Consider the following 24,151-nt stretch of genomic DNA (forward strand, 5'->3'; position numbering starts at 1 on the left):
TTTAGTACTACTCAATAACTGTTTTTATTATGATTTCTTTTTCTTTTGTATATATAGGTCTTATTACCTTTAGAACGACATAGATACTTAATATACTTATAGTATATCCTATTGCTAAAAAGAAATTAGCCTTTAAATCATCTAATGATAATTCAAATAATTTTCTTGCTTCTCTAAGCCCACCATAATAAATTGAGCTTATAATTAAAGCAAAAGTTACTGTTGATTGATATGTTCTATCTAATAGTAATTTAACTTTAGTTCTTTTTTTACTTAAAAAATCTTTAAGGTAGATACAAGAGAAAAGTACAATTGGACTCATCATAAGAAGCATTGAAAAGATAGGATTAAAACTACCCAATAGATTAAGAGTTAATGTAATTAATAGTATAATCGCTATTGTAGTAATGATTAAAGGAAGAGTGAAAAATATCTTAACACCATCAAAGAACAGTGTTTTGTATTCTCTAAATTTTCTTCTTTCTTTATCCTCTTGTATTGATAAGAATTTAAACGAACCAAAGTTTTCATATTCTAGTTGAAGTAACTTCTCTAGGTTTTCATAACTGGTATTTTTTTCCTCAATAGAGCTTGCTAGGTGATCTGTCAACTCTTCTATTATTTCATAATACTTAATGTCCTTAGAGATGACAAATTCTCTTATTTCTTGTATTTGGTTAGTAGATAGTGTTTTCATACTTATAGAATTGTAGGTGTAGCTTTATTGTGTTGGTCATTTCGTTTTATAGCGAAGTATATTGACCAATTTGCTAAGAATAAAGCGAGTACTAAGAATGTTAGATTTACATAGCTAATAGCAAACGTCTTTGCGTAATAGTAATATAGAACTACCATTCCATCTAGAACTAAGAAGCTAAAGCCTCCTAATATCTTTAAATGTTCTTTATAATAATCAGTTGTAAAACTTGAGTAAGTATTTCTTTTGCCTATTACATATCCAGCTATTATCATAGGTATAGCCATAATCATAAGTGCTATTTGTAATATAAACAGCTGATCATTTATAGTATAGTTAATGATGAATGCAGTAAGTATAGAAAGAATAAAAAGAACGATTAGACTCTTTGTATCTTTCTTTGCTAACAGATTTACAACTAATTTAGGTGTTTTATTAATTGCCCAAAGCGAAGGTTTTAGTTGACTATGCCACTTAGAGAAGGTGATTTTAAAAGCTTCTTGAAAATAAGCTCCCTCATTCATTAGCTCTTCTATCTCACAGGCTAAATGATCTAATACTTCATCACGAGTATCTTGATACTTGATGTTGTATTGAGAGATTAAGAACTCTTCTATATGTTGTATTTGGTTAGTAGATAGTGTTTTCATAGTATTATAATTTAGAGAGAGGCCTAACTTTCTGTATCTCGATGATATAGTATATCTGGTAAAGGCACATTATCAGAATTAGAGGTAGTAACTTATAAGTAAAACCTCCTATAAACATGACATAATAAAACAAACTTATAGCTCCACAAGCCAATACTTCCTTCTTAAGTTGACTTATTCTATATCCTTTTACTTTGAAATACTTGATGCATATAAACCCTCCTAATAGAATACTAACTAAACAAATAGAGCTACCTAATATATTAGCTAGATTGTTATGTTCTATAAACTCTTTTAATAGATAGGGAATACTTAAACCTATTAGCATACACAGTATGATGCTTATTATATCTCGTTTGATCCATTGTCTTCCTAAGAAGCTAGGTACATTCTTATACCTAATCCAGGGATGAGGACTTAAGTCCTTATTCCATTTATTAAAGGTTATTTTAAAAGCATTATCATATTCTTTTCCCTCATTCATTAGCTCTTCTATCTCACAGGCTATATGATCTAATACTTCATCACGAGTATCTTGATACTTGATGTGGTACTGAGAGATTAAGAACTCTTCTATATGTTGTATTTGGTTAGTAGATAGTGTTTTCATAGCATTGTTTTTAGGCTATTTGTTTAACTCTCTGTTTTCTATTTTCACTAAAGAGTAGGGTAATATTGACAAAATGATATAAAGCAATTAGTGAGAAAATACTAAATGTTTCTTTAGTACTATTATAGATGATCATACCTAATACACAGGACAATATGATTAGAATAATACCTGATATTTGGGCTTTAACTTTAATGAATGAGTCTCTATAGGTTTGTCTCTTACGTTTTGTTACTATTAAAATAGAGGAAAATAATACACCGATAAGACTCAAAATAAATAGTGTTATTGTTAAGGTGAAATTATTGAGTTTAAAAAAACTAAAGTTTAAAACAGGTAATAGTACAGTTATAGCACCAGCAATTCTCCATCTGTTATCATCTCTATTATACCACGTATTAGAAATAAATGAAGGCACATTTCTATATTTTAGGTCTTTTCGTGGACTCAATAGAGGATGCCATTTATCAAAGGTTTGGATAAATGCTAGTTCAAAGCTTTTTCCAGTATGATATAAGTGCTCTATTTCACAAAAGATGTGATCTGTTATCTCCTCTTTAAGGCTATGATATCTAATATCAAATCTTGATATTTCAGCATTAATTAATTGTTGTTGTTCTATAGTAAGTGTTTTCAAAATATTTTTCTTTTGGAAGTAGTCAGTTAAGTCAATTTTAGATTGACGATGTTCTGCATATTTCGGATAAAGCTTTCTAGCTCCTCCATCTTAGAGTTAGTCTCTTTAACACCAGATTCTGTGAGTTTATAATATTTTCTCACACGTCCATCTACGCGTTCTAGTTCTACATCTAAGAATCCGTCAGCCTCTAGTTTGTGTAGGGCAGGGTATAGTGCACCTTCAGTTAGACTCATTTCTCCTTCTGTCGCTTCCTTTACCTTTTGTGTGATCTCATATCCATACATTCTACCATTCTGATCTAGTAGTTTCATGATGATAGCACTAAGGCTCCCTTTATATAATTGTTGTTGCTTTTTCATACTTAAGATTCTTATGTATAGCAAATGTATAAAAATATTTAATACCTCCAAATCTTAGGTATATACTTTTCGGATACTTTTTTATGTATTGTTTTAATTGTATTATAAATAATGTATTTAATTGTTAAATTTATAGTATATAAATTGTTAGGTTATTTTGTGTGAACTTAAGTTATGTTAAATAAAAAGCTATGGAAGAGAATAAAAACATCATTGTAGGACCTAGAGATCCTAAGAAAAGTGAGTACTATCAAGACCTGTACACAATAATGAAGAAAAGAGGAATGTTAGCCATAAAGTATTTGCTAATGGTAAGGTGTCCATTGACAGATGAAAGGTTAAAGCATAAGGAGATTCACTTTCGAAGAGAGTTTATTAATCAGGTTTCTGAGCACTTACATCAATTAGACTTTGAGACAGTAGCTAAGATCCCAACAGAGAAAGATGACTGTGCTTTTAGGTTATCAGTTCGTTATACTCCATCAGGTAGAGTATTTGGATTCCAAATTATTGAAGCAAGAGTAGGTTGGGGAGGAGGATATTTTTCTATGACTCCTGCTATTATTCTATTAGAAGAAGAAGGAAAGCGAGCTTTAGAGCTACTTAAACCCATCTTAAAATAACGTGTAAAAAAGGTTAGTTAACAGCTAACCTTTTTTTTCTTCAGTAACATGGGTTACTATATATCTGATTACAGTAGGCTACTTTTGTCTTTTAAAATTAGTAGATATGTTAGGCTTTATAAATAAGATATTCGGATTAGATAAGAATGGAGAGCTTAGTTCATATATAAGTGAAGGAGCATTCTTAGTAGATGTACGTACATTAGCAGAGTTTAGAGGAGGTTCAGTAGCAGGAGCGATGAATATACCGCTCGATCGATTAGAATCACAATTGCACAAATTACCAAAAGACAGTAAGATAGTTGTGTTTTGTAGAAGTGGTATGCGTAGTGCACAGGCTAAGCGCCTATTGGATAATAAAGGGTATACCCAAGTAATAAATGGAGGTACTTGGTCTAAAGTGTCTAATGTAAAAGGAAGATAAAGATGAGCGAGTTTTGGGATAAACGCTATAGCGAGTCAACGTATGCTTATGGAGTAGAACCTAACGCATTCTTTAAAGAAGCGTTAGCGACAATAGAAGTAAAGGGTACAGTGCTACTAGCAGCTGAGGGAGAAGGGCGTAATGCTGTATATGCTGCCAAACAAGGATGGAAAGTAAAAGCCTTTGACCAAAGTGAAGAGGCAAAGAATAAAGCTTTATCACTGGCTACACAGCAAGAGGTAGTACTAGATTATATTGTCAGTGATATAGAGTTACTATCTTATGAGAGAGAGTCTATGGATGCCTTAGTATTGATATATGCTCATTTTCCAAAAGAGGTCAGACGAGCCTATCATCAAAAACTGAGTCAATATCTCAAAGTTGGAGGATGGTTGATTATGGAAGCTTTCGAAAAAAAGCATCTTGAAAAACAAAGAGTAAATACCAAAGTAGGCGGACCTAATCAGATAGATATGTTATATAGTCTAGAAGAGTTAAGAGAAGATTTCTTAGGCTTTGATTTTCTCTTATTAGAAGAGACAGATACATTATTAAACGAAGGGATCTATCATCAGGGGGAGGCTAGAGTAGTACGTTTAATCGCTAAGAAGAAGTAGGAATACGTAAACTAAAGAATAAGGAAACCATTGCTTTTATGAAGGTTTTCGTAGAGAGAGAAGATTGTATAATCTTCTCTTTTTTTATGCGCAAATGTTTGTAGGTATTGCGTGATGCTCAAATGGTATTTCCGTGTTTATATAGAGGACAATAGAAGAAGAATACAAGGACAACTCATGGGCAAAAGCTTTCTTTCCTCAACTAAACTCTAGGTATTGTCCATGAATTGTCCAAGGAAGTGGCATGAAAGCCCTATTTTACTGGCTTTAAGTGTGTACGTATTTTATGGATAAATAGTTATTTTGTACTTAATATGTTTGTTATCAGTTGTTTAATTTTTTGAATAAAATAAAAAAGTAATAGTGTTTTTTTTATTTTTGGACTATAAAGGAGTGAAATAAGGGCAATATTTAAAAAAGTGGAGTATAAAACTTAATTTTAGGCTTGTTTTAAACAGGTATTAGAGGTAAAAAATAAAAAAATGTAGTCAATTTTTTATTTAGAGAAGAGCAACAAATTGTTGTTAAAAAACCTTTTAAGTTGATTAAAATAACCACCTTTGTATATGTTCAAAATGAATTGAAAAAGGATGAGAAAAGTAAGTATTGCTATTGTAGCATTATTAGCGGTAGCTTTTGTTTCTTGTAAAGAAAAAAAGAAAATACAAGAAATAGAACCAGTAGAAGAAGTAATAGAGTTCTATGAACCTAAGACAGAAACTATAGCTTCAGAAGTAGTCTTAGGAGTAAGTAATTATATTAAAAACTCTTTTTTGACAGAGGCTGATTTAAAGGTAATTCCTTCTTTAGATCGACAGTTTAAGCTATATGCTACTGATCTAAATGGAGATGGGAAGAATGAAATATTCGTAAGTTTAGTTGGATCTTATTTCTGTGGATCTGGTGGTTGTACAATGTTATTATTGGACTCTAACTATAAGTTAATTACTAAGTTTACAGTGATGCAAGGATCTATTTTTGTAGAACCTAAAACAGAGAATGACTGGAAAGTATTGATGGTTAAGTCTGAAGGAGAGTGGAAATCTCTAGTATATGCCGATGGTACCTACCCATCTAACCCTTCTGTTGTAGAAAAGTCTAAACAAGATAGTCCAAGTGGTCACGCTGTGGTTATCTTTGATGAAGCACAGAAGTTAGATATCTACGAATTTTAAACGAAAATTGATAAAGCTTAAAAGTAAGTTTTTATTATACATTATAAGACCGCAAGTAGTTCTATGCTATTTGCGGTCTGTTTTTTTATTGTACAAAAGGTATTTCAAAATAGTTAAGTAATGCCTTATAATTGTCTTGTGCAGAAAGGCAGGTATCTAATAAGTACTCCTTTATAGTAGGCCATTCCTGTAAACCACGATAATAAAACATCTTTATATCGTCCTCAATGATAAAGGGCACAATATTGTTAGCTAAACATTCTTTGAATATGATAAGTCTTCCTACACGTCCATTACCATCTTGAAATGGATGTATAATTTCAAAGTTATAATGAAAGTTAATAATATCTTCAAAGGTCTTAGCCTCTATATTGTTGTATTGTAAGAGTAATTCTTTCATTTTTTCAGGTACTTTTTTAGGAGGGCATGTATCATTTCCCCCTACTTCATTAGGGAGTTTTTTGTATTCTCCTACATTAAACCAATCTTTTCGACTATCTGATGTTCCTGATTTTAGCATATAGTGAAGCTCTTTGATAAGAGATTCTGTAAGTTTAGATTTAGCTTTATCAATGATGTAATCTACACAACCAAAGTGGTTAGTAGTTTCTATAATATCGTCAATATTGACACTATCTTTTGTAGCTCCTATAGTATTTGTCTCAAAGATATATCGCGTTTGATCATGTGTTAGCTTGCTTCCTTCAATTCTATTAGAGTTATAAGTAAGGTCTATCTGTGTGCGGTGATAAATCCCTCCTTTTAACTTCATCTCTTTTTGCTCTTTGAGAATGCTCAAAAGAGGATTGTTAGTTGTAGAAGTGCTTTTATTCTTTAGAGGTATAGTAGCATCGGCAGGTATATTCCATGTCTTACCAGTTAAAAAAGCACCATTAATTCTCTCTGTAGCACAGTAGTTACGTACTGTTCTTTCAGATATATTCCATTTAATCGCGAATTCTTTTACTGATATATAGTTCATAGTAGATATTTTAATACTTGCCGTTATCGGCAAAAATAGTATAAAAAAGAATATGTATTGTTTGTTTTTGCCGATATCGGCAAAAAGTTAGGTAATAAATATTTTCTAGATTGTTTTTTGCCGATAAGGGCAATAGTGTTTTCTTTGATAAGAACTATTTTGCGATAGAATATAGCTGATTAGAGCTATATCTATTCTTGTTAAAAACCTTATCTTTCCTCTTTGAAAAAGAAAGAGCTTATGTCTGTAAAGCAAGTAAATATACAGGTCAAACAATTGAGTAAAATAAGTACTGAGGTTGAATCAGTAAGCTTGCCAATTGTAATTGATAGTGAACTATTGACTGTCGCTGAGTTTCTAAAAGCTGTAGTGTTACAACAAGTGGAACAATACTTACAGAGGTTTAAGGAACAGAGTAGAGAGGATAAATTAACACAGATAGAGGAAGCGTTAGGAACTATCCTTTTTACAGGAAAGTTGCGTTTTAGTTCTCCTGTGAAGTATAAAGATATTGATGTAGCCCAAGAACAACAACGCGTGTTACAAGCTTTTGAAGACCAATTGTTTCTATTTTTTTACGGAGAGCAGGAGTTTATTGCATTGAGTCAAGAGATAGTGCTTAATGATAATGACTCCTTTGTGTTTATTCCACTTAACTTTCTTAAATCTACTTTTTAAAAATCCCCTTTGATGAAAGATGTTACCTCAATTCTAAGAAATTATCAAGTGCCTAATCGCAGTTATGATGCAATGCACAGAGAGTTGTATGCTATGGCTTATAGTGATAAAGAAGGTGTATTAGCACCCCATATAGCTTTGTTTGGATTATATTTTACAGGAGAAGTTAATGATCCAGATAAAGCTGTATATAGTGCTAAAGTGTTTACTAAGTACGATGCTTATTTCGCTGAGCTATTAAAGCATAATATAATAAGTGTGTGGAGAGATAAGGAATATTATTCTTTATTGGTTTATTTTTTTGGAGAATACACAGCATATTGGGTGCGTGAACTGTTAGAACATATAGATGATTATCTATTAGGACAACAATATGAAGATAAGAATGCTACTTGGAAAAATGTCGAGTCTACATTCTTAAAACAGTGTAATGTCATATCAGGTTTGATAGAAGGGGTTTATGTATATGATGCTTATAGTTATGAGACAATGACTGTAGAACTATCTATCAAAGAGCAGATAGTGTATGATATGCATCTTTCTCATTCTAAATACTTGCCTTATATATGGGCAGTTGTTTTAGATAAAGAAGAAAAAGCAATTGAAGAAGTAGTCGAAGAAATATGTAAAGGCAATAGTGAACATGGACGATTTACTCCATCATTTTTATTGATGCTAATGGCGTCAAAACAATCAAAGTATTGGGAGAAGGCAAGAGATATTTTATTGGATGCAGGTAGAGAAGAAGGGCTTAGAGAAGATATTATAGGACTATTACCTCATATTCAGATAGAGAATCTAAAGTACTTCTTACAAGTTATTTTAGAGCATAATTTGACGAGATACGAAGCTGTTAGTGAAGGTTTAATCTATCAGATAGGAGACTATCTTGAAGGGAATAAACAAGATAAGGCAAAGCGTCAGTGCGAACTGATGTTATTTGCTATAAGTCATTATGACACTATAGAAGATGAAGAGTTATTTAGGCTATCATCTAAGGAGTTTTATGCTTTACTTTCATGTTATTTTTGGATACATAAAGAGATGGCTTTTCGTTTTGTAGATGTAACGTATAAGGTAGCAGATAGAAATTATCAACAGTTAATTTTAGAGTTTGTACGTAACTTTAATGAGTATGAGGTAGAAACCATACTTTTTAATCGAGTATTAGAATCTAAAGACCTCGAATTGATAGCTATTATCATTGGCCGATTAGATGAATATTTTTCTTATAATAGAGCTTCAAGACACTTTATTGACCTTGATAATTATGAACAGATGTATCAGAGCTTCTTTACATTATATCAAGAATTAAAAGGGAAAGAGGTTGTAGTAAAGAGTGCTGTACGCCCTGATTATTATAGAGATTATATATTAAACTCAGAGAGACTTGCTTCTATTTTGTTGTCTTTAACGTTGTCTTCGTCAGATAAAGTACTACTATTTATAGATAAGCGTACTTCTTTTAGCAATGAGTTTAAAGAAGTACTCCTAAACACGTTATTATTTGATGGAGAGCATTATGGATTACAGGGATATGGATATGACTTCACTGGACAGGTACGCGATACTTTCCCTCAACAGAATCAGTTAGCATTTGCTTATTTAAAAGAACGAAAAGAAGTTATTGCCTTTGGCTGTATGCGCTTTCTAGCTGTAGCGACTTTATCAGAAGAAGAGATACAAGAGATTATCGCTTATTTTAAGAACAAGTTTAAAAAGTCACAACAGCACTTTATACGTTTATTAGTGCGTAGACAAGATAAAGTTATCGATACTATCTTAGAGAAGTTATTGTTTGAAGGAAATATAGATCAGCGATTAGCTGCTTTAGAAGGTTTGTTGGCTTTATCTCAGAATGAACAAACACATTATCAGTTAAGTAATTGGTTAACTCAGTTAGATAAATTACATACTATTTTTTCTAAAAGCGAAGAGGAGTATTTAATACTACTTCGCGATTATGCTCGTCAAGATCAGGAAGGGGCAGATACTGATGAAGAATTATATAGTGCAGAGATAATCACTCAAGTAGAGCTGCCTATTGCTAATAAAGACTCTCTGTTTAGTCAGCGTATTCAGAATAATTGTGGATTGTCTAAATCTTTACAGTTGATACTAAAAGATCTGGATGTATTAGAGCACTTATTACATGAAAATGAAGGATATGAATACACTCATTTTAACTATGGACAAGAGCAAAAAGTGCTTTTAGGTACTCATTTCTCTAAGATGCATAGCTATAGTGAGGAAGGTTGGACAGATATACAACACTTCCAAGATTATCCACTGTATGCTGTATGGGAGCAGTGGTATATAGATAGTGGATTAGATCCTATTGATCTTTTTTTATTGAATTGTGCGACATCAGAAACTGATGTACCTGATATAATAAGTGCTTTATTGGTAGATAAGATACCTTATTTCTACAACGAACTTGTAGAGAAATATAGCAACTATTGGTATGCTATGGGAGCGATATTTACATGTCTTCTGTATAAATATCCTTTTGAAGAAAAAACAATATACTGTTTAGAAGGCTTAAAGACAATATATAATAGCATTACACCAGAGGTATTAGACTTAGAAGTTCAAACTATTATTTATGGAGAAGAGTATTCTTTTACTTGGGTAGATTATACGGATCTGTCTTGGTATGGAGAATTTTTAAGTTTAGAGTTTTTAGAAGAAGAGCAGTATTTGGATTACTTTAAATTATTGCGATGGCGTCAATTAAATTGTAATAAATCAGATGATTCGTCTTATTCGTTGCCTTTTGAATTAATGGCTTATGTTTATGAACAAGAGGTTATTACTAAAGATGAGTTTATACTATTTTTAGTTCAATTATCTAATAGACAGACTTATTTTAGTAAACAAATAGAACCTTTTACCAAGCGTTTTATTACTGAAAAGGTAGGAGGAGTTTTAGAGGAGTTTAGGTCATATTATTTGCATAAAGTAATAGAGAGGAGTAATCCTTCACAAACTGTTTTTGCTGTTGTATTTGATTTTAAAGTCATATATGGAGCAGCTTATTTCTTTGGTTTATTGGAAAAAGTTAAAACAACTGGAATAGCAAGAGATAGTATATATTATTATCCAGGTATGCAGATTTCCTTTAATGAATTTGGACAGGTTTACAGTAAGTTAATTCGCAGAACAGTTCCATTAACAACTGATACACAGGAGGAGTTTAATAGAAAGGCAAAAGATGTAGGGTTTACTGATGGACAGTGGATAGAGATAGCACTGGCGTGTCCACAGTGGATTAAGTATATCGCACAATATTTAGATTGGAATGGTTTAGAATCAGCGATATGGTGGTTATTTGCTCATTTGGCAGAAAATCAAAAGGAAAAAGAAAAAGAGTTCTTAGGTAAAGCTATACAACGCTATACTGATATTGAGATAGAACAATTCGAGCAGGGTGTGGTAGATATAGATTGGTTCTTTAGCTGCTATAATACTTTAGGAGAAGAACGTTGGCAGGTAGTGTATGGAGCTACTAAGTTTATGGCTGTAGATGGGCATACTCGTGTAAATCTGTATGCAGATGTACTATTAGGTCGCGTGTCGATGAAAGATTTGAAAACAAAGATTATCACTAAACGAGATAGAAACTATGTGCGTGCATGTGGGTTATTTCCATTATCAGAGACCAATAGAGAAGAAGACTTAATGGATAGATATGAACTCTTAGAGCAGTTTAAAAAAGGTTCTAAGAAGTATGGGACAATGCGCCAGGAGAATGATCTAAAGATTTATAATGTAGCGATGGAGAATATCGCTAGAGCTGCTGGATATAAAGACCCTATTCGTTTTCAGTGGTCGATGGAGAGTGTGCAAGTACAATCTATATTGACTGATTATAAGGAAGTTAATTTAGATGAATATAATTTCTCATTGACAGTAGAAGAGAATGGTAAGGTAGTTTTGACAGTTTTAAACAAAGTGGGTAAAGAGCTTAAAGCTATTCCTGCTAAAATAAAGAAAAATGAACTAATAGTTGATCTTGTAGAACGTCAGAAAGCATTAAAAGAGCAGTACAGTCGCTCTCGTCTGAACTTAGAACAAGCAATGCTTAGACAAGATGTGTTTAATATCGTAGAGTTACAAAAGCTATTGGAGCATCCGATTATTAAGCATCATTTGACTAAATTAGTTTTTAAGTGTAATGGCATTTTTGGTTTCTTTATCGATAGAGTGTTTACTACTATAGATGGAGAAGTAGTAGATACTGCTGCGAGTGATGAGTTTAGTATTGCACACTGTTATGATTTATACCAAAGTGAGCGATGGGTAGCTATACAATCTTATCTATTTGACAAGCAAATAGAGCAGCCTTTTAAGCAGGTGTTTAGAGAGCTTTATTTGTTTAATGTAGCAGAAGAGGCTGAGTATGGTAGCTCTAATCGCTATGCAGGTTATCAGGTAAAACAAGGACAGACATTAGGTTTGTTCAAAACGCGAAATTGGCAGCATGAGTACTATGCTAATTTTAGTAAGTTGTACTTTGATCAGGATATACAGGTAGAGCTTTATATCGATTATTCAGGTGGAACTAATGGGTATTATGGAGACTATATTTCCTTAGAACACATCATGTTTTATAAAGCATCTACACAGGAGGCTCTTGCTCTAAAAGAGATTAATCCTATTATTTTTAGCGAGGTAATGCGAGACCTTGATTTAGTGGTTAGTGTGGCTTATGTAGGAGAGGTTGATCCAGAGACAAGTATGTCAACTGTACAAATGCGCATGGCTATAGTACGTGAGACAGCAAGACTATTAAAACTAAGTAATATTGAGTATAAAGAACGCCATGTGGTTATTACAGGGACTAAAGGAACGTATAGTTTGCACTTAGGTAGTGGAGTGATTCATTTAATGCCTGGCAAGCATTTATATATAGAACCTGTACTAACACAGGATAGAGGTACACTGTTCTTACCATTTGCAGACGATGAACCAAAAACAACTGAGATAGTATCTAAAGCATTGATTTTAGCGAGAGATGGTAATATAAAAGATACGGGTATTTTAAGTCAAATAGAATAAGAATGAAACAAGTATATATTTCGTGTAGTTTCTCAATGCAAAAGGAACTGAAAGAAGCTATTGATACAATAAAGAAAGCAGTAGAAGCAGTTGATTATATTCCTTTTGTGTTTATTGAACAGTACACTTTTGATATAACAAAGGAGAGAGAAATGATGCAGCGTGCTCTACTTGATATAGATAAGAGTTGTTGTCTGTTGGCAGAGACGACTGATAAAGGAATCGGAATTGGTATAGAGGCTGGCTATGCGAAGGCACAGGGAAAACCAGTGATATATATACGCAGATTGGAGGTATCGCATTCTACTACAATGTCTGGTATGGCTGATTATCACGTGTTAGATCGAGATACTAAAGATTTAAGTGAACAATTCAGTAGTGTAATACAGCAAGTCAAGCTGGATGTGGAGCTTAGGGAGTATGTTCTTTCTCTTTTAATCAATGAACAAGCTACCTTCACGAAGGAAGTTTTAGAATACCTGAAATTGTATAAAGCTAAAGGAGGAAAACAAGATAGAGCAGAAGAAATAGTTAGTAGTATAGCTAAGCAATACGAGTCTATTTCTATTTGCAAAGATAGAGCTGATGAGGTGTTAGATATGATAACAGGATATTGTTCTGCAGAGTGGAGAGTGTGGGAATAAAAGTATATTTGTAAGAAGAAAAATAATAACAATGACAATCACACAGATATTAAAACAATTTGACAAAGCAAGTTTAACAACTATATCCAAATTAACAATACGTGAATTAGAAGAGGAAAAGAAGGGGCATTGGGTAGCTTATGTAGATGAGGGTAATGAAAGTTATGATGTACATGTTAAGTTTTTAGGCAAACAAGTTGATTTTACTTCTTGTGACTGTGGTGTGCAAGAAGATCAGCTATGTGCTCATAAGACAAAAATGCTTCTGATGTTAGATGATAAACTAAAAGGTAAAAAGGTTGTAGATAAGCCCGTAGCAAAAAAGACATTGTCTAAAAAGAAGGTGAGTGAGAGTGAGATATTGCTTAGAGCAAGTGATCAGGAGATTGTTTATGAGTGGTTGATCAAAACGTTTGCGTCAAATAAGGTTTTAGAGCAAGATTTTATATTAAGTTTTAGTGCACCTGAATGTAAAGAATATACAGTAAACGATGTAGTAAGTATTGTGAAAACTATCGCTTCATCCTCTTTTAAAGTTAAGCGAAACGCAGATGCAAATACAGTAAAAGAATTTATTAGATTATTGAATTTAGCAATAGAACCTATAGAAAAATTCACAGTGTTTAACATCACTAAACCATTAGCCTTAGATATTTATTTGTGCATTATTGAAGAAGTTTTAACTCTTAAAAGAGGGGTGAAAACGACAAGTACTCGACTAAATACTTTTGTAGAAAAATTGATTGAAAAATATGCGTTATCGTTGTTAAATGTTAATGATAAAGATGCTGTAAATAGAAGTATTTCATCATTGTTTAAAAAAATTAAAGATGAAAATAACTATGAAAGATGTGGTTTTTTGTTGTTAATACTTCAATCTATTTATAAACTATCTGATAGCGATATAAAATATTATTGTGCTGAAGAATCTATACTATTAGTTAAAAAACTTGATAAGCATAGAGGACCATTCTATAGTGTTATTTTATTTTTATTAAATGTTGTTCTTGAGAATAAAGTGTTTAACCAGTGTTACAATGATTTTATATGTCATAGTTTTGATAATGAAACTACAATTACTTTACTAAAGGAATTAGTGCCTATAGATGTTACTTTTGTTATTGATAAATGTGAATTATTGATTAATACGAATAATAAATTAGAGAGTACTCAAGAATATAGAAAAATACTGATTAGTATTTATGAAGAACGTAATGATGTAGAGAAATTAGTTAAACTGAAGAAAGAGTCTTTCTTGGTTGATTTTAAATATGATGATTATATATACATTTTAGAAAACACACATGAAAAGACAGAGTGGAATAAATTTAGATATAAAGCTTATGATAAAATGAAATATAAAAAATACACACACACTGTATTTTATCAGATTATGTGTCATGAAAATAACATTAAAAAGATGCTTGAATATATAGTTTCTACTTATCAAGTTATTGTATGTCAATATAAAGAAATTTTATATAATTATAATCCTGCGGAGTTTCTTATTAAAGTATTTAGACTTGGGCAATACTCACATTATGACGAGGAGGATAATATAGATTTAGCAAACTATATCGCAAGTAAATATTCAAAGGATGCTATTTTTAAAGTGTATAAAGATTATAAGAGTTACAGCAGTTCATGCTTAAATAAATTGATTGTAGAATTAGCAGAAAATAAATAAATTAACGATGACAATCGCACAGATATTAAAACAATTTGACAAAGCAAGTTTAGCAACTGCTTCTAAATTAGTAATACGTGAGTTAGAAGAAGAGAAGAAAGCACATTGGGTAGCCTATGTAGATGAGGGAAATGAAAGTCATGATGTACATGTTAAGTTAGTAGGCAAGCAAGTTGATTTTGTTTCCTGTGACTGCGGTGTGCAAGTAGATCAACTATGTGCTCATAAGACAAAAATGCTTCTTACTTTAGAAGATAAACTAAAAGGTAAGAAGGTTGTAGATAAGCCCGTAGCAAAAAAAACAATGTCTAAAAAGAAGATGAGTGAGAGCGTGGCATTACTTCATGATGTTAATCAGATAGACGTATATGGGTGGCTAGAAGAATTGTTCAAAAAGAACAAAGAAGTAGAAACGGAGTTTTTACTGAAATTTGGTAAGAGTAAAGCTAATAATTATACAGTAGAAGAGGTTGACAAAATATTGAAAGATATTCTTGTAGCTACCATGGGAAGGAAGAGACAAGAAGCAAATGCTAAACAGGTTAAGACATTGATTGATTTGTTTACAATAGCTTTGGCACCTGTGGAAGACTTTTTAACGATTAATATTACCCAACCTATAGCATTAGATATTTATTTAAGAGTAGTATTTCGATTATTTAGTTTCAATCATACTGTTTACCATACCAGTACTCGTGTCAATACGTTTGCTAAGAAATTTACTGAACGATTCTTATATACATTATTTAATGTAAAAGATAAGGCTGCTATAGAGAAACAATTGACACTGCTAAGAATGAATCTTCAGTATCAAGAAGGAAGATTAGAATATGAAACATATTGGTATTTGTTTAAATTAATAAGTGATGCAATACCTGAAGAACTACTTCATAAGTATATTTTGGAGATTATAGAACTTAAAAAATTTGCTGAAGGTGAAGAAGAAGAATATGATTCTATTCAGGGAATAAGTCGTTTTTTACTAAACGTAGTCAATAAAAATAATGTGTTTAAGCAATATTATAAAGCATTTCGTCCTGTTCAATATGATGAAGAGTTTAATCTATTCTTGATCAAATTAGTTATTGATATTGATTTACCACATGCAGAGCAGTTGTGTCAATTGATTATAGATAAGCACTTACACATGTTTAGAAATGATGGTGTTGAGGATATATTGACAGAAATAAAACAAAAGTTAGGTAAGAATGAGGATGTGCTTGAAATGCGAAAAAAGAGGTTTGCTGAGAGTTTGAATATTGATGATTATAAGTTTATTATAAAGAGCTTTAAAAACAAGAAGGAAGCTGAAGCCTTTAAAACAGATATAAAAAGTAAACTATCTAAAGCAACTTTGTATTTAAGAGAATTAGCAAAGTATTTTGAGATACTTGATTATGAAAAAGACTATGTAGAAATGCTAAACAAATTAAAAGTAACTCCAAGCTTTGCTCTAATTAATAAATATAGTAAAAAATTGTACAAAGCAGATGCAAAAACCTTGTTAGACAGGATTATGATGGGGGGACAAAGTGTAAATAGCATACCTTCTGAGGCGCTGCTTTCGACAGATTTATTAATGTTTATTTTGGATAATTATACAAGTGGTGAGATTCTAAATAAGTTAATGAAATATAGTGCTCCACGAAATAGTATGAATTTGTATATAAAACAGGCAATTATTGCAAATCAGAAAAGATGAAACAGACAATATTAGATAGAATACATGCTTTAGGAGGAGATATAAGTGGTGTAAAGGGAAGTTCTCTACAAGAAGATATCACAGCTATTAGTTTTAAAACAGTATTATACCCAAAGCCAGAAGACACTCCTTGGGCAGATGAAGAAGATCAAGAACCTATTTACGGTTTAGGAGAGTATGTAGATGCTCATCAGGACTTGATTAACACAGATAGACAAGCGTTCTATGACAAGATGATTACATACTATTATGTAGATACAGAAGAAGGAAGAGGGCAGATGTTTTGGACGGCAATGCCTTTTACACCTTATCAGGAGGGAACTGCAGATTATGAGGAGTGGAATGGTGATTTTACTGACGAGGACTTTGTCAATTTAAGTGAGATCGAAAAGGTAGTAGGAACCAAACAACCTACGATGATACAGCTGTTTTATAGTTATGGTTTTCCCGATCATTATTATATTTGCTTAGAAGATCCTAAACAAGATAATCCTACTGTGTTTGGGACAGATCACGAAGAGTTCTTCAGTGAAATCACAAATGAGGGAAGCTTAGAGGAGTTTATGCAACAGTTTATGACTCCAGAAGAGCTAATTAGTATAGTAGATAAAGCATTAAATAAATAGTAGAAAGATGAAATTAACAGCACAAGACTTTAAGGCATCAGAGTATGATGACGAAACATTAGAGATGGATTACACATTAGGAGAAGAAGTAATCAATCTTTCTATCTATAATGGTAATGATGAGTTGGAAGAAATTCTAAAAGATGTGAATAATGTAGTTGCTCAGTTAGAGAAATACAATGCAGAAGGAAAAGACATTATTGTAGACGAGTTATACGATGCCTATAGCGATGAGAATGAAGGTTTATCAGAGGAGCAGTTTAGAGAAGAGTTAAACTTATTGTCTTTGTATTTTACTGGAGATGCTGAAGTAGAGTTTAATTATGAAGGAGGAGAATACTTCGGAGATCATATTCTATCTATCGAGATGATTGATGGAGAGTTTGAAAATCACGTAGCCATGAATGGGTAAATTATTGAAAAGATATAAAAACAAAGGCTTAGAGGTAATTCTCTAAGCCTTTTATTTTTATAATGATGATTATAAACTTATGTTTTGGTACTGTTGTTTAAGCATAAACTTTTGTGTTTTCCCTGTAGGAGTTCTTGGAAAATCTTTTACAAAAAAGTATTTTTTTGGAGCTTTAAACCTAGCTAGTTTTGTAGATATATGTTCTCTTAAATCATTTTCATTTACTTCTTTACCTTCTTTTAGAATAATAAAAGCAGTCACAGTTTCACCCCATTCTTCATGAGGTAGTCCGATAACAGCTACTTCACTAATTGCTTTACATTCTAACAAGCAATCTTCTACTTCTTTAGAAAATACATTTTCGCCTCCTGTGATTATCATATCTTTTTTTCTATCCACTATAAATAAGTAACCATCTTCATCAATTTTTACCAAGTCACCTGTTTTATAAAAACCATCTTCTGTAAATGCTTCTTTTGTTTCTATTTCTTTATGAAGATACCCAGCCATAAGACTTGGCGTTTTGAAGTAGATTTCTGCAACCTCACCTTTTTTAGCAATTTGTCCATCTTCGTTAATTAGTTTCATCTCAACACCAGGCATACTTGTTTTTCCTAATGAACCAGCTTTAGCTAGTTGTTCTTTAGGATATAAAGTCATTCCTAGAGGGCCAGCTTCAGTCATACCAAATACTTGATAAAAGTTATTGTTCTGATATAATTCCATCAGATCTTTTGCTGTAGTAGGGCTAATAGGACCGCCACCATATATCCAAGCCCTCATAGATGATAAATCATACTGTTTAAAGCTAGGTACCTTAGTAGGCATAATTAATGAAATCGGAGCACCAAAATATGTAGTTACCTTTTCTTTTTGAATATTCTCAAGTAGTTGTAATGGATGATATTCTCGTTGTAATACAATTGTACCTCCGACTATTAATGTTGCTCCAAACCAATTATTTAAAGGAGAGGAGTGCCATATAGGCATTGCCATTAAGAATATATCACTCGGTACAAAACTAAGCCCTAATGCAGCCATTGTAGCAGCAAAAGTTATACTGTCATGGTGCATTATACATCCTTTAGGCATTCCTGTAGTACCTGATGTATATAGAATCTGTGCGATATCATTATACTCTAAATCTTGAGGATGGAAATCTGTGTTATTTTCATTATATAAATCTTCAAAACAATCATACTCAGATACAACACCTTCTGTTGATATTCTTAATGATTGGTAGTTCAATTCATTAATGGTTTCAATTAATTGAGCATCAAATAACAATAATTTAGTCTTACTGTCTTCTAATATAAATTCAAGAGCTTTACTTTTAAGCTTATGGTTAATAGGAACAAAAATAAGACCTAGCTCCCAAGAAGCAAACATAGTAAATACAAAGGCTGGTGTATTAAAACACATAGCCGCAACAGTATCTCCTTTTTTTAATCCTAGTTTTGAAAATAATGAGCTTACTTGTTTTATCTTTTGATATGTATCTTCATAGGTATAAGTTTTATCTTGATATATAAGGAAAGGTTTAGTAGGGAATTTCCCTACGTTTACCTTTAAGGTGGTTAATAGATTCATTTTTATAAATTAATGGTTAATAATTCTACTAAGAATAATAGTAGTTACTTCTGGAGTTAATACATTAGAGCCTAAGAAGTGACCTTGCTTAGTATTATTTAGTCGTGTATCGTAGAAAGCTTGAAAAACTTCTTTGGGAGAATGTTTAAGTAATAAGCAAGTTTGAACTATTAAGATTAATTGTTCTGTAAATAAACGAGCTTTTGCTTCAAAGTTTGTCTCAATATTGTCTTGTAACCATTGTTTTAGAGCTTTAATTTGATTTGTTAAATCAGAATCTTTTTGAGCTATTCCTAATAAGTAATCAAATACCAATTTTAAATCATTAGGATCTTTTTTAATAGAACGAAGTACATCTAGACACATCACATTTCCTGAACCTTCCCAGATTGAGTTTACAGGAGCTTCTTTAAACAGACGAGCCATAATGCCATCATTTACATATCCATTTCCTCCGAATACCTCCATTGCTTCAGCACTTACTTCTATACTTTTTTTACAAATCCAATATTTAGCTGCAGGAGTAATAGTCCTTCTAAATGCTTTAGCCGTTTCTGAAGAATCACTATTCTCAAAATTATCAGCTAGAAACAATGAAGTTATTGAAGCAGCTTCATTTTCTAATGCTAGTTCTGTTAGTACTGACTTCATAAGAGGTTGATCAATTAGTTTTTTGCCAAAAACCATTCTCTTTAAAGCATAACTATAAGCTTGAATTGTTGCTTGTCGAATAATTGCTGTAGCTCCTAAAACACAATTTAAACGGGTGAAAGTAGCCATTTCGATAATAGTAGGAATACCTCTACCTTCTTCACCAATAAGAATACCCCAAGCATCTTTGAATTCAACTTCGCTGCTAGAGTTACTGTTATTTCCAATCTTTTCTTTTAATCGTTGTATTTCAATTGGGTTTTTATCACCATTAGGTTTCCATCGAGGAACGTAAAAACAAGCGAGTTGACCATTGTCTTCTATTTGAGCTACAACTAGATGAGCATCACACATAGGAGCTGAAAAAAACCATTTATGACCAGTTAATAGGAATTCCTTATAACCTGTATTAAGAGTATTATTGCGTTTGGCAATAGTAGTATTAGATCTTACGTCAGACCCTCCTTGTTTTTCAGTCATTCCCATGCCAATCCAGATAGATCTCTTATCTTTTACAGGCACATCTCTTTCATCGTATTCTCTGCTTAAAAGTTTGGATTTTAATTCATCCCATAATCTTTCTTCTTTTTGGATAAGAGGGATAGAAGCTTGTGTCATAGTCGCAGGACACAAAGCACCTGGCTCAACTTGAGATTGAAGGATAAAGTTCATAACAGCAAATACCCATCTACCTTTTTGATTATTCTCATAAGGAAAAGAAATAAGTCCTGTTTTTTTTGCTTCAGACATAAAGTAGTGCCAGTCTGTGTGAAATTCTATTTGATCTATGCGATTACCTCTTCTATCAAAAGCTTTTAATGTAGGTCCCAATAAATTACAACGTGTACTTTTTTCAAATGACTCTTTAGTACCTAGTTTAGCTCCTGTGTTTTGTAATATAGAAATATAGTTTTCTAGATTGTATTGTTTTAGGTACTCATTCATTACTGTATCAGTAGCGAATAGATTGTAATCTGTTAACTCATCAAATTGATTGTTGACTTCATGAGTTTTCCATAAGTTGTTCATAATTAAGTATTTTTGGTTATGTGTAATATACGAATTTTTTCATAAATGGGGATTTATTTGTTTTTTTGTACCTTATTAGGGGTGTAATGTGAAGAAGTATTTATGAATATTGTTTTTTTGTTGCATATAATTTAGTGGTAAAAAGTATTGATTGTTAATAGATAGTTTTAGTAGGTTTTTTCAGTTACTTTGTACTTGATATAAAGTAGTACAATATGAAAGTAGTAGACGTAATCAAATCAGTAAATACAAAAGATAAGAATAAAGCTGTGCAATTACCTGTTCGTGAATTAGAGCAGGAGAGCAAAGGGCATTATGTTGCTTTTGTAGATGATGGAGAACAGAGCTACGATGTACAAGTATCTATTCAAGCATCTAAGATCAGTGCGCTTACTTGTGATTGTGCTAATGGCGAGACACTGTGTTTACACAAAGTAGCTGTATTACTGGCTATGCAAGAGAATAAAGGGACTGCCAAAACCACTTCTAAAGGAAAGAAGAAGAAGTTGACAGAAACAGAAGAGGTGATGCTTCGCATAGATAAAGAAGCTATTACAGGATGGCTATCTGAGGTGTTTAAAAAGAATAAACCTTTAGAGCAACTGTTTTTACTTACCTTTTCTACAGAGGAGAAACAGTATACCACAGAGCAGGTAAAAGAGATTATGGAACAGACTATTAAGTCTGTAGCTGGTCGTAGAAAGACTTTAGAAGGAGCAAATGTGAAGAAGTTAATGGATCTTATGGCAATAGCTCTAGAACCAGTAAATCACTATGTGACAGTTAGTATTAATAAGCCGATAGCACTAGAGATTTATGGTACTGTATTAGAGACAATGGCAGAGTTTCAGAATCGCATCAGAACATATAGTAAGAAGATTGACTTGTTTTATGATGAGTATATTCATTGGTTAGCGTTAACAATGAATAATGTACAAGTGAAATCAGTATGGGAAGAGGTGATAAAGAATATTGTTTATAGAACCTTCGAACACATAACCAACAAAAAGGCTGAGTGTAGAACTTATCACGATTTATTAGTAAAAGAAGTTTATAAAACAGCTACAAAAGTTCAGAAGAAATATATTGCAGAAGAACTAGTAGTTCATTTGTTATCAATGCCTATTAAGCGTCAACACTTAGACTTTAATTATGTGTTATTTCTAAAGGAAGTAGCATTAGATCAAGAAGTCTATGATAAGGTACAGGACTTCTTTACAATAGATATTTACAAGAATTAAAAACTACTCATTTTGTGAGAATATGTCAGGCAAAGTTGTTACCTTGGGTGAATCAAACCAACAATGCCATGTTTAGTACAGATACTTACAAAAGAAGAAGGGAAGTTCTTCAACAAAATATTCAAGCAAAAGGGATTTTATTGTTTTTAGGAAACATTGAAAACCCAATTAACTTTGCAGATAATGCTTCACATTTTAGACAAGATAGTACATTCTTGTACTATTTCGGGATACAACAACCGCACTTAGCAGCTATCATTGATTTAGATGAAAACAAGACTATCGTTTTTGGAGATGAGATGTCTATGGATGCTATCGTATGGATGGGACGTCAAGAAACATTAAAAGAAAAATGTGAGAAAGCAGGAGTAGTAGAGACTCGCGCTTATGCAGACTTAGCTATCTACCTTGCTACAGCGATGAGTGTGAAGAGAAATATTCATTATCTACCTCCATACCAATCATTCAATAAGATTTTATTAAGCGAACTATTACATATTTCTATTGTTGACTTCAAACCATCTGTACCAATGATTCAAGCAATCGTTGCTCAGAGAGAGATTAAAGAAGCTCAAGAGATCTTACAGATAGAAGAGGCTTTAAAGGTGTCTAATCAGATGCACTTATTAGCTATGCGTATGGCTAAACCTGGTGTGAAAGAATACGAGATAGTAAGTGCAATACAGAATGTTGCAGGAAGTCATAACTGTGAGTTGGCTTATAATTCTATTGTTACAATTAACGGTGGTATCTTACACAATCACTATAAAATGAATACGTTACAGTCTGGTAAGTTGTTGTTAAATGACTCTGGATGTGAGACTCCTATGGGATATGCTTCTGACTTAACGCGTACATATCCTGTAGACAAGACATTTACACCTGAACAACGCGATTTATACAATGTAGTATTAAACTCTTTTGAAGGAGCTAAAGCAGAATTAAAAGCAGGAGTGAAGTATAAAAATGTTCACCTTAAAGCATGCGAAATATTAGCTGAAGGACTAATTGATCTTGGCTTTATGAAAGGTAACGCACAAGATGCAGTGGCTAATCATGCACATACAATGTTCTTTCAATGTGGTCTTGGTCACATGATGGGATTAGACGTACACGATATGGAAGATTTAGGAGAACAATATGTAGGGTATACAGCTGAAGATCCTAAAAATACCAAACAGTTTGGTATTAAGTCTCTTCGTTTAGGTAAAGAACTAAAGGCAGGACATGTATTGACTGTAGAGCCTGGTATTTACTTTATTCCAGAACTAATTGAGATGTGGGAAGCAGAGAAGAAATACGCTGAGTTTATCAATTATGACAAAGTAAAACAGTTTGCTCATTTCGGAGGTATTCGTATTGAAGATAACTTCTTGATTAAAGAAAATGGATATCAGTACTTAGGACCAGAGTTAATTAGAACTGTTGCGGAAATAGAAGACTATAAAGCAAATAATTAAGAAGCTTTTTTTATTTAATATTTAGGCCGATAAGTAGTAATTAACTTATCGGCCTTTTACTTACTAAGAGACAAATATGTTAGATATAACTAATGGAAATATTGTGATAGAAGAGTTTAACTCTAAGTTGTATAAAGGAATGCAGTTAGCAGAGTTAAAGAATACAGATTACTACAAGGCTAAGTTTAATAGTTTTAGAGATGTTCAGACAGGATATTTTTGGTATGGTTTTGATGCTTTCTCATGGGAGGGATATCAGATACACATTAGTATCTGTTTTTATGGCGATACATTAGAGCACTTTCATATCAATACTTGGGAGGATACTGATGCTAAGACCTGGGATGATTGGACAGAAAAGAAAGAGATGGCAATCTTTGAACGCAATAACTCATTTATGCGTAAACTTTCAGGGGAGAAAGGCAATAAGAAGAAGGATCCTTATCCACAGTGGAACGCAGTCTTTGATTGGGGAACATTGTGGTCTGTATATGATCCTAGAAGTGCTAGTAGTATAGCAGGATTGTCTTATAAATAAGTAGCATTATATTATTTATAAGATATAGGTATAGAATCTGATATTCTGATATTGA

22 protein-coding genes are annotated in these 24,151 nt (G+C 32.3%); 14 read left to right on the plus strand and 8 right to left on the minus strand.

What is annotated here, in order from left to right; all coding sequences use genetic code 11:
* Nucleotides 1-7: 7 nt before the first annotated feature.
* Genes BMX53_RS14480 through BMX53_RS14500 form a run of 5 tightly spaced genes read right to left on the minus strand, consistent with a single transcriptional unit; the run spans nt 8 to nt 2,956 of the window.
* Nucleotides 8-697 (minus strand): hypothetical protein, encoded by a 690-nt coding sequence (locus tag BMX53_RS14480; RefSeq protein WP_074747176.1) that lies wholly within the window; start codon nt 695-697, stop codon nt 8-10.
* 2 nt (nt 698-699) lie between these two features.
* Nucleotides 700-1,347 carry a hypothetical protein gene (locus BMX53_RS14485; protein WP_074747177.1) on the minus strand — a complete coding sequence of 216 codons (648 nt, stop codon included), beginning with the start codon at nt 1,345-1,347 and terminating at the stop codon, nt 700-702.
* Between the two features lie 4 nt (nt 1,348-1,351).
* On the minus strand, nt 1,352-1,957 hold the full coding sequence (locus BMX53_RS14490; protein ID WP_074747179.1) for a hypothetical protein: 606 nt from the start codon (nt 1,955-1,957) through the stop codon (nt 1,352-1,354).
* 10 nt (nt 1,958-1,967) lie between these two features.
* A complete protein-coding gene (locus tag BMX53_RS14495; protein WP_074747181.1) occupies nt 1,968-2,594 on the minus strand; it encodes a hypothetical protein in 627 nt (208 codons plus the stop codon).
* A 26-nt stretch (nt 2,595-2,620) separates the two neighbouring features.
* On the minus strand, nt 2,621-2,956 hold the full coding sequence (locus tag BMX53_RS14500; RefSeq protein ID WP_074747183.1) for a PadR family transcriptional regulator: 336 nt from the start codon (nt 2,954-2,956) through the stop codon (nt 2,621-2,623).
* Between the two features lie 191 nt (nt 2,957-3,147).
* Here BMX53_RS14500 and BMX53_RS14505 point away from each other — a divergent pair, with 191 nt between their 5' ends.
* The 4 genes from BMX53_RS14505 (at nt 3,148) to BMX53_RS14520 (ending at nt 5,795) form a co-directional block, all read left to right on the plus strand.
* Nucleotides 3,148-3,579 (plus strand): hypothetical protein, encoded by a 432-nt coding sequence (locus tag BMX53_RS14505; protein ID WP_074747185.1) that lies wholly within the window; start codon nt 3,148-3,150, stop codon nt 3,577-3,579.
* A 106-nt stretch (nt 3,580-3,685) separates the two neighbouring features.
* The gene (locus tag BMX53_RS14510) at nt 3,686-4,003 is read left to right on the plus strand and encodes a rhodanese-like domain-containing protein (RefSeq protein WP_074747187.1); all 318 of its coding nucleotides are present in this window, start codon (nt 3,686-3,688) and stop codon (nt 4,001-4,003) included.
* Between the two features lie 2 nt (nt 4,004-4,005).
* Nucleotides 4,006-4,620: a class I SAM-dependent methyltransferase gene (locus BMX53_RS14515; RefSeq protein ID WP_074747189.1), complete on the plus strand. Its 615-nt coding sequence runs from the start codon at nt 4,006-4,008 to the stop codon at nt 4,618-4,620.
* 590 nt (nt 4,621-5,210) lie between these two features.
* Nucleotides 5,211-5,795 carry a hypothetical protein gene (locus BMX53_RS14520; protein ID WP_074747191.1) on the plus strand — a complete coding sequence of 195 codons (585 nt, stop codon included), beginning with the start codon at nt 5,211-5,213 and terminating at the stop codon, nt 5,793-5,795.
* 85 nt (nt 5,796-5,880) lie between these two features.
* On the opposite strand, the gene BMX53_RS14525 is transcribed toward BMX53_RS14520, so the two are convergent.
* On the minus strand, nt 5,881-6,777 hold the full coding sequence (locus BMX53_RS14525) for a Fic family protein (protein ID WP_074747193.1): 897 nt from the start codon (nt 6,775-6,777) through the stop codon (nt 5,881-5,883).
* Nucleotides 6,778-7,017: 240 nt separating this feature from the next.
* Here BMX53_RS14525 and BMX53_RS14530 point away from each other — a divergent pair, with 240 nt between their 5' ends.
* Genes BMX53_RS14530 through BMX53_RS14560 form a run of 7 tightly spaced genes read left to right on the plus strand, consistent with a single transcriptional unit; the run spans nt 7,018 to nt 17,587 of the window.
* Nucleotides 7,018-7,455, plus strand: coding sequence for a hypothetical protein (locus tag BMX53_RS14530; protein ID WP_074747195.1), 438 nt, complete (start codon nt 7,018-7,020; stop codon nt 7,453-7,455).
* Nucleotides 7,456-7,467: 12 nt separating this feature from the next.
* Nucleotides 7,468-12,516, plus strand: coding sequence for a DUF4132 domain-containing protein (locus BMX53_RS14535; RefSeq protein ID WP_074747197.1), 5,049 nt, complete (start codon nt 7,468-7,470; stop codon nt 12,514-12,516).
* A 2-nt stretch (nt 12,517-12,518) separates the two neighbouring features.
* Complete coding sequence (locus tag BMX53_RS14540; protein WP_074747199.1) at nt 12,519-13,160, plus strand: hypothetical protein; 642 nt, start codon at nt 12,519-12,521, stop codon at nt 13,158-13,160.
* 31 nt (nt 13,161-13,191) lie between these two features.
* A complete protein-coding gene (locus tag BMX53_RS14545; protein WP_074747201.1) occupies nt 13,192-14,847 on the plus strand; it encodes a hypothetical protein in 1,656 nt (551 codons plus the stop codon).
* A 7-nt stretch (nt 14,848-14,854) separates the two neighbouring features.
* Nucleotides 14,855-16,549, plus strand: a complete 1,695-nt coding sequence (locus BMX53_RS14550; protein ID WP_074747203.1) for a hypothetical protein — start codon at nt 14,855-14,857, stop codon at nt 16,547-16,549.
* Nucleotides 16,546-17,175, plus strand: a complete 630-nt coding sequence (locus BMX53_RS14555; protein WP_074747205.1) for a hypothetical protein — start codon at nt 16,546-16,548, stop codon at nt 17,173-17,175. The genes BMX53_RS14550 and BMX53_RS14555 overlap by 4 nt, the downstream gene beginning before the upstream one ends.
* Nucleotides 17,176-17,182: 7 nt before the next feature.
* A complete protein-coding gene (locus BMX53_RS14560; protein ID WP_074747207.1) occupies nt 17,183-17,587 on the plus strand; it encodes a DUF2262 domain-containing protein in 405 nt (134 codons plus the stop codon).
* Nucleotides 17,588-17,656: 69 nt separating this feature from the next.
* Here the strand turns inward: BMX53_RS14560 and BMX53_RS14565 are convergent, their stop codons facing one another.
* Together BMX53_RS14565 and BMX53_RS14570 are read right to left on the minus strand one after the other, a co-directional pair.
* Entirely contained in the window at nt 17,657-19,177 is a 1,521-nt protein-coding gene (locus BMX53_RS14565; protein WP_074747209.1) for a class I adenylate-forming enzyme family protein, read from the minus strand.
* 9 nt (nt 19,178-19,186) lie between these two features.
* Nucleotides 19,187-20,857 (minus strand): acyl-CoA dehydrogenase family protein, encoded by a 1,671-nt coding sequence (locus BMX53_RS14570; RefSeq protein WP_074747211.1) that lies wholly within the window; start codon nt 20,855-20,857, stop codon nt 19,187-19,189.
* A 215-nt stretch (nt 20,858-21,072) separates the two neighbouring features.
* Between BMX53_RS14570 and BMX53_RS14575 the strand changes: the two genes are divergently transcribed.
* From BMX53_RS14575 to BMX53_RS14585, 3 genes are all read left to right on the plus strand, one after another.
* Nucleotides 21,073-22,098 carry a hypothetical protein gene (locus BMX53_RS14575; protein ID WP_074747213.1) on the plus strand — a complete coding sequence of 342 codons (1,026 nt, stop codon included), beginning with the start codon at nt 21,073-21,075 and terminating at the stop codon, nt 22,096-22,098.
* A gap of 14 nt (nt 22,099-22,112) precedes the next feature.
* Nucleotides 22,113-23,558, plus strand: coding sequence for an aminopeptidase P family protein (locus BMX53_RS14580; protein WP_083394424.1), 1,446 nt, complete (start codon nt 22,113-22,115; stop codon nt 23,556-23,558).
* A gap of 76 nt (nt 23,559-23,634) precedes the next feature.
* Nucleotides 23,635-24,096 carry a hypothetical protein gene (locus BMX53_RS14585; protein WP_074747216.1) on the plus strand — a complete coding sequence of 154 codons (462 nt, stop codon included), beginning with the start codon at nt 23,635-23,637 and terminating at the stop codon, nt 24,094-24,096.
* The last annotated feature ends 55 nt before the right edge of the window (nt 24,097-24,151 follow it).

The sequence above is a fragment of the Myroides marinus genome (genome assembly GCF_900109075.1).
Taxonomy (GTDB): Bacteria; Bacteroidota; Bacteroidia; order Flavobacteriales; family Flavobacteriaceae; genus Flavobacterium; species Flavobacterium marinum_A.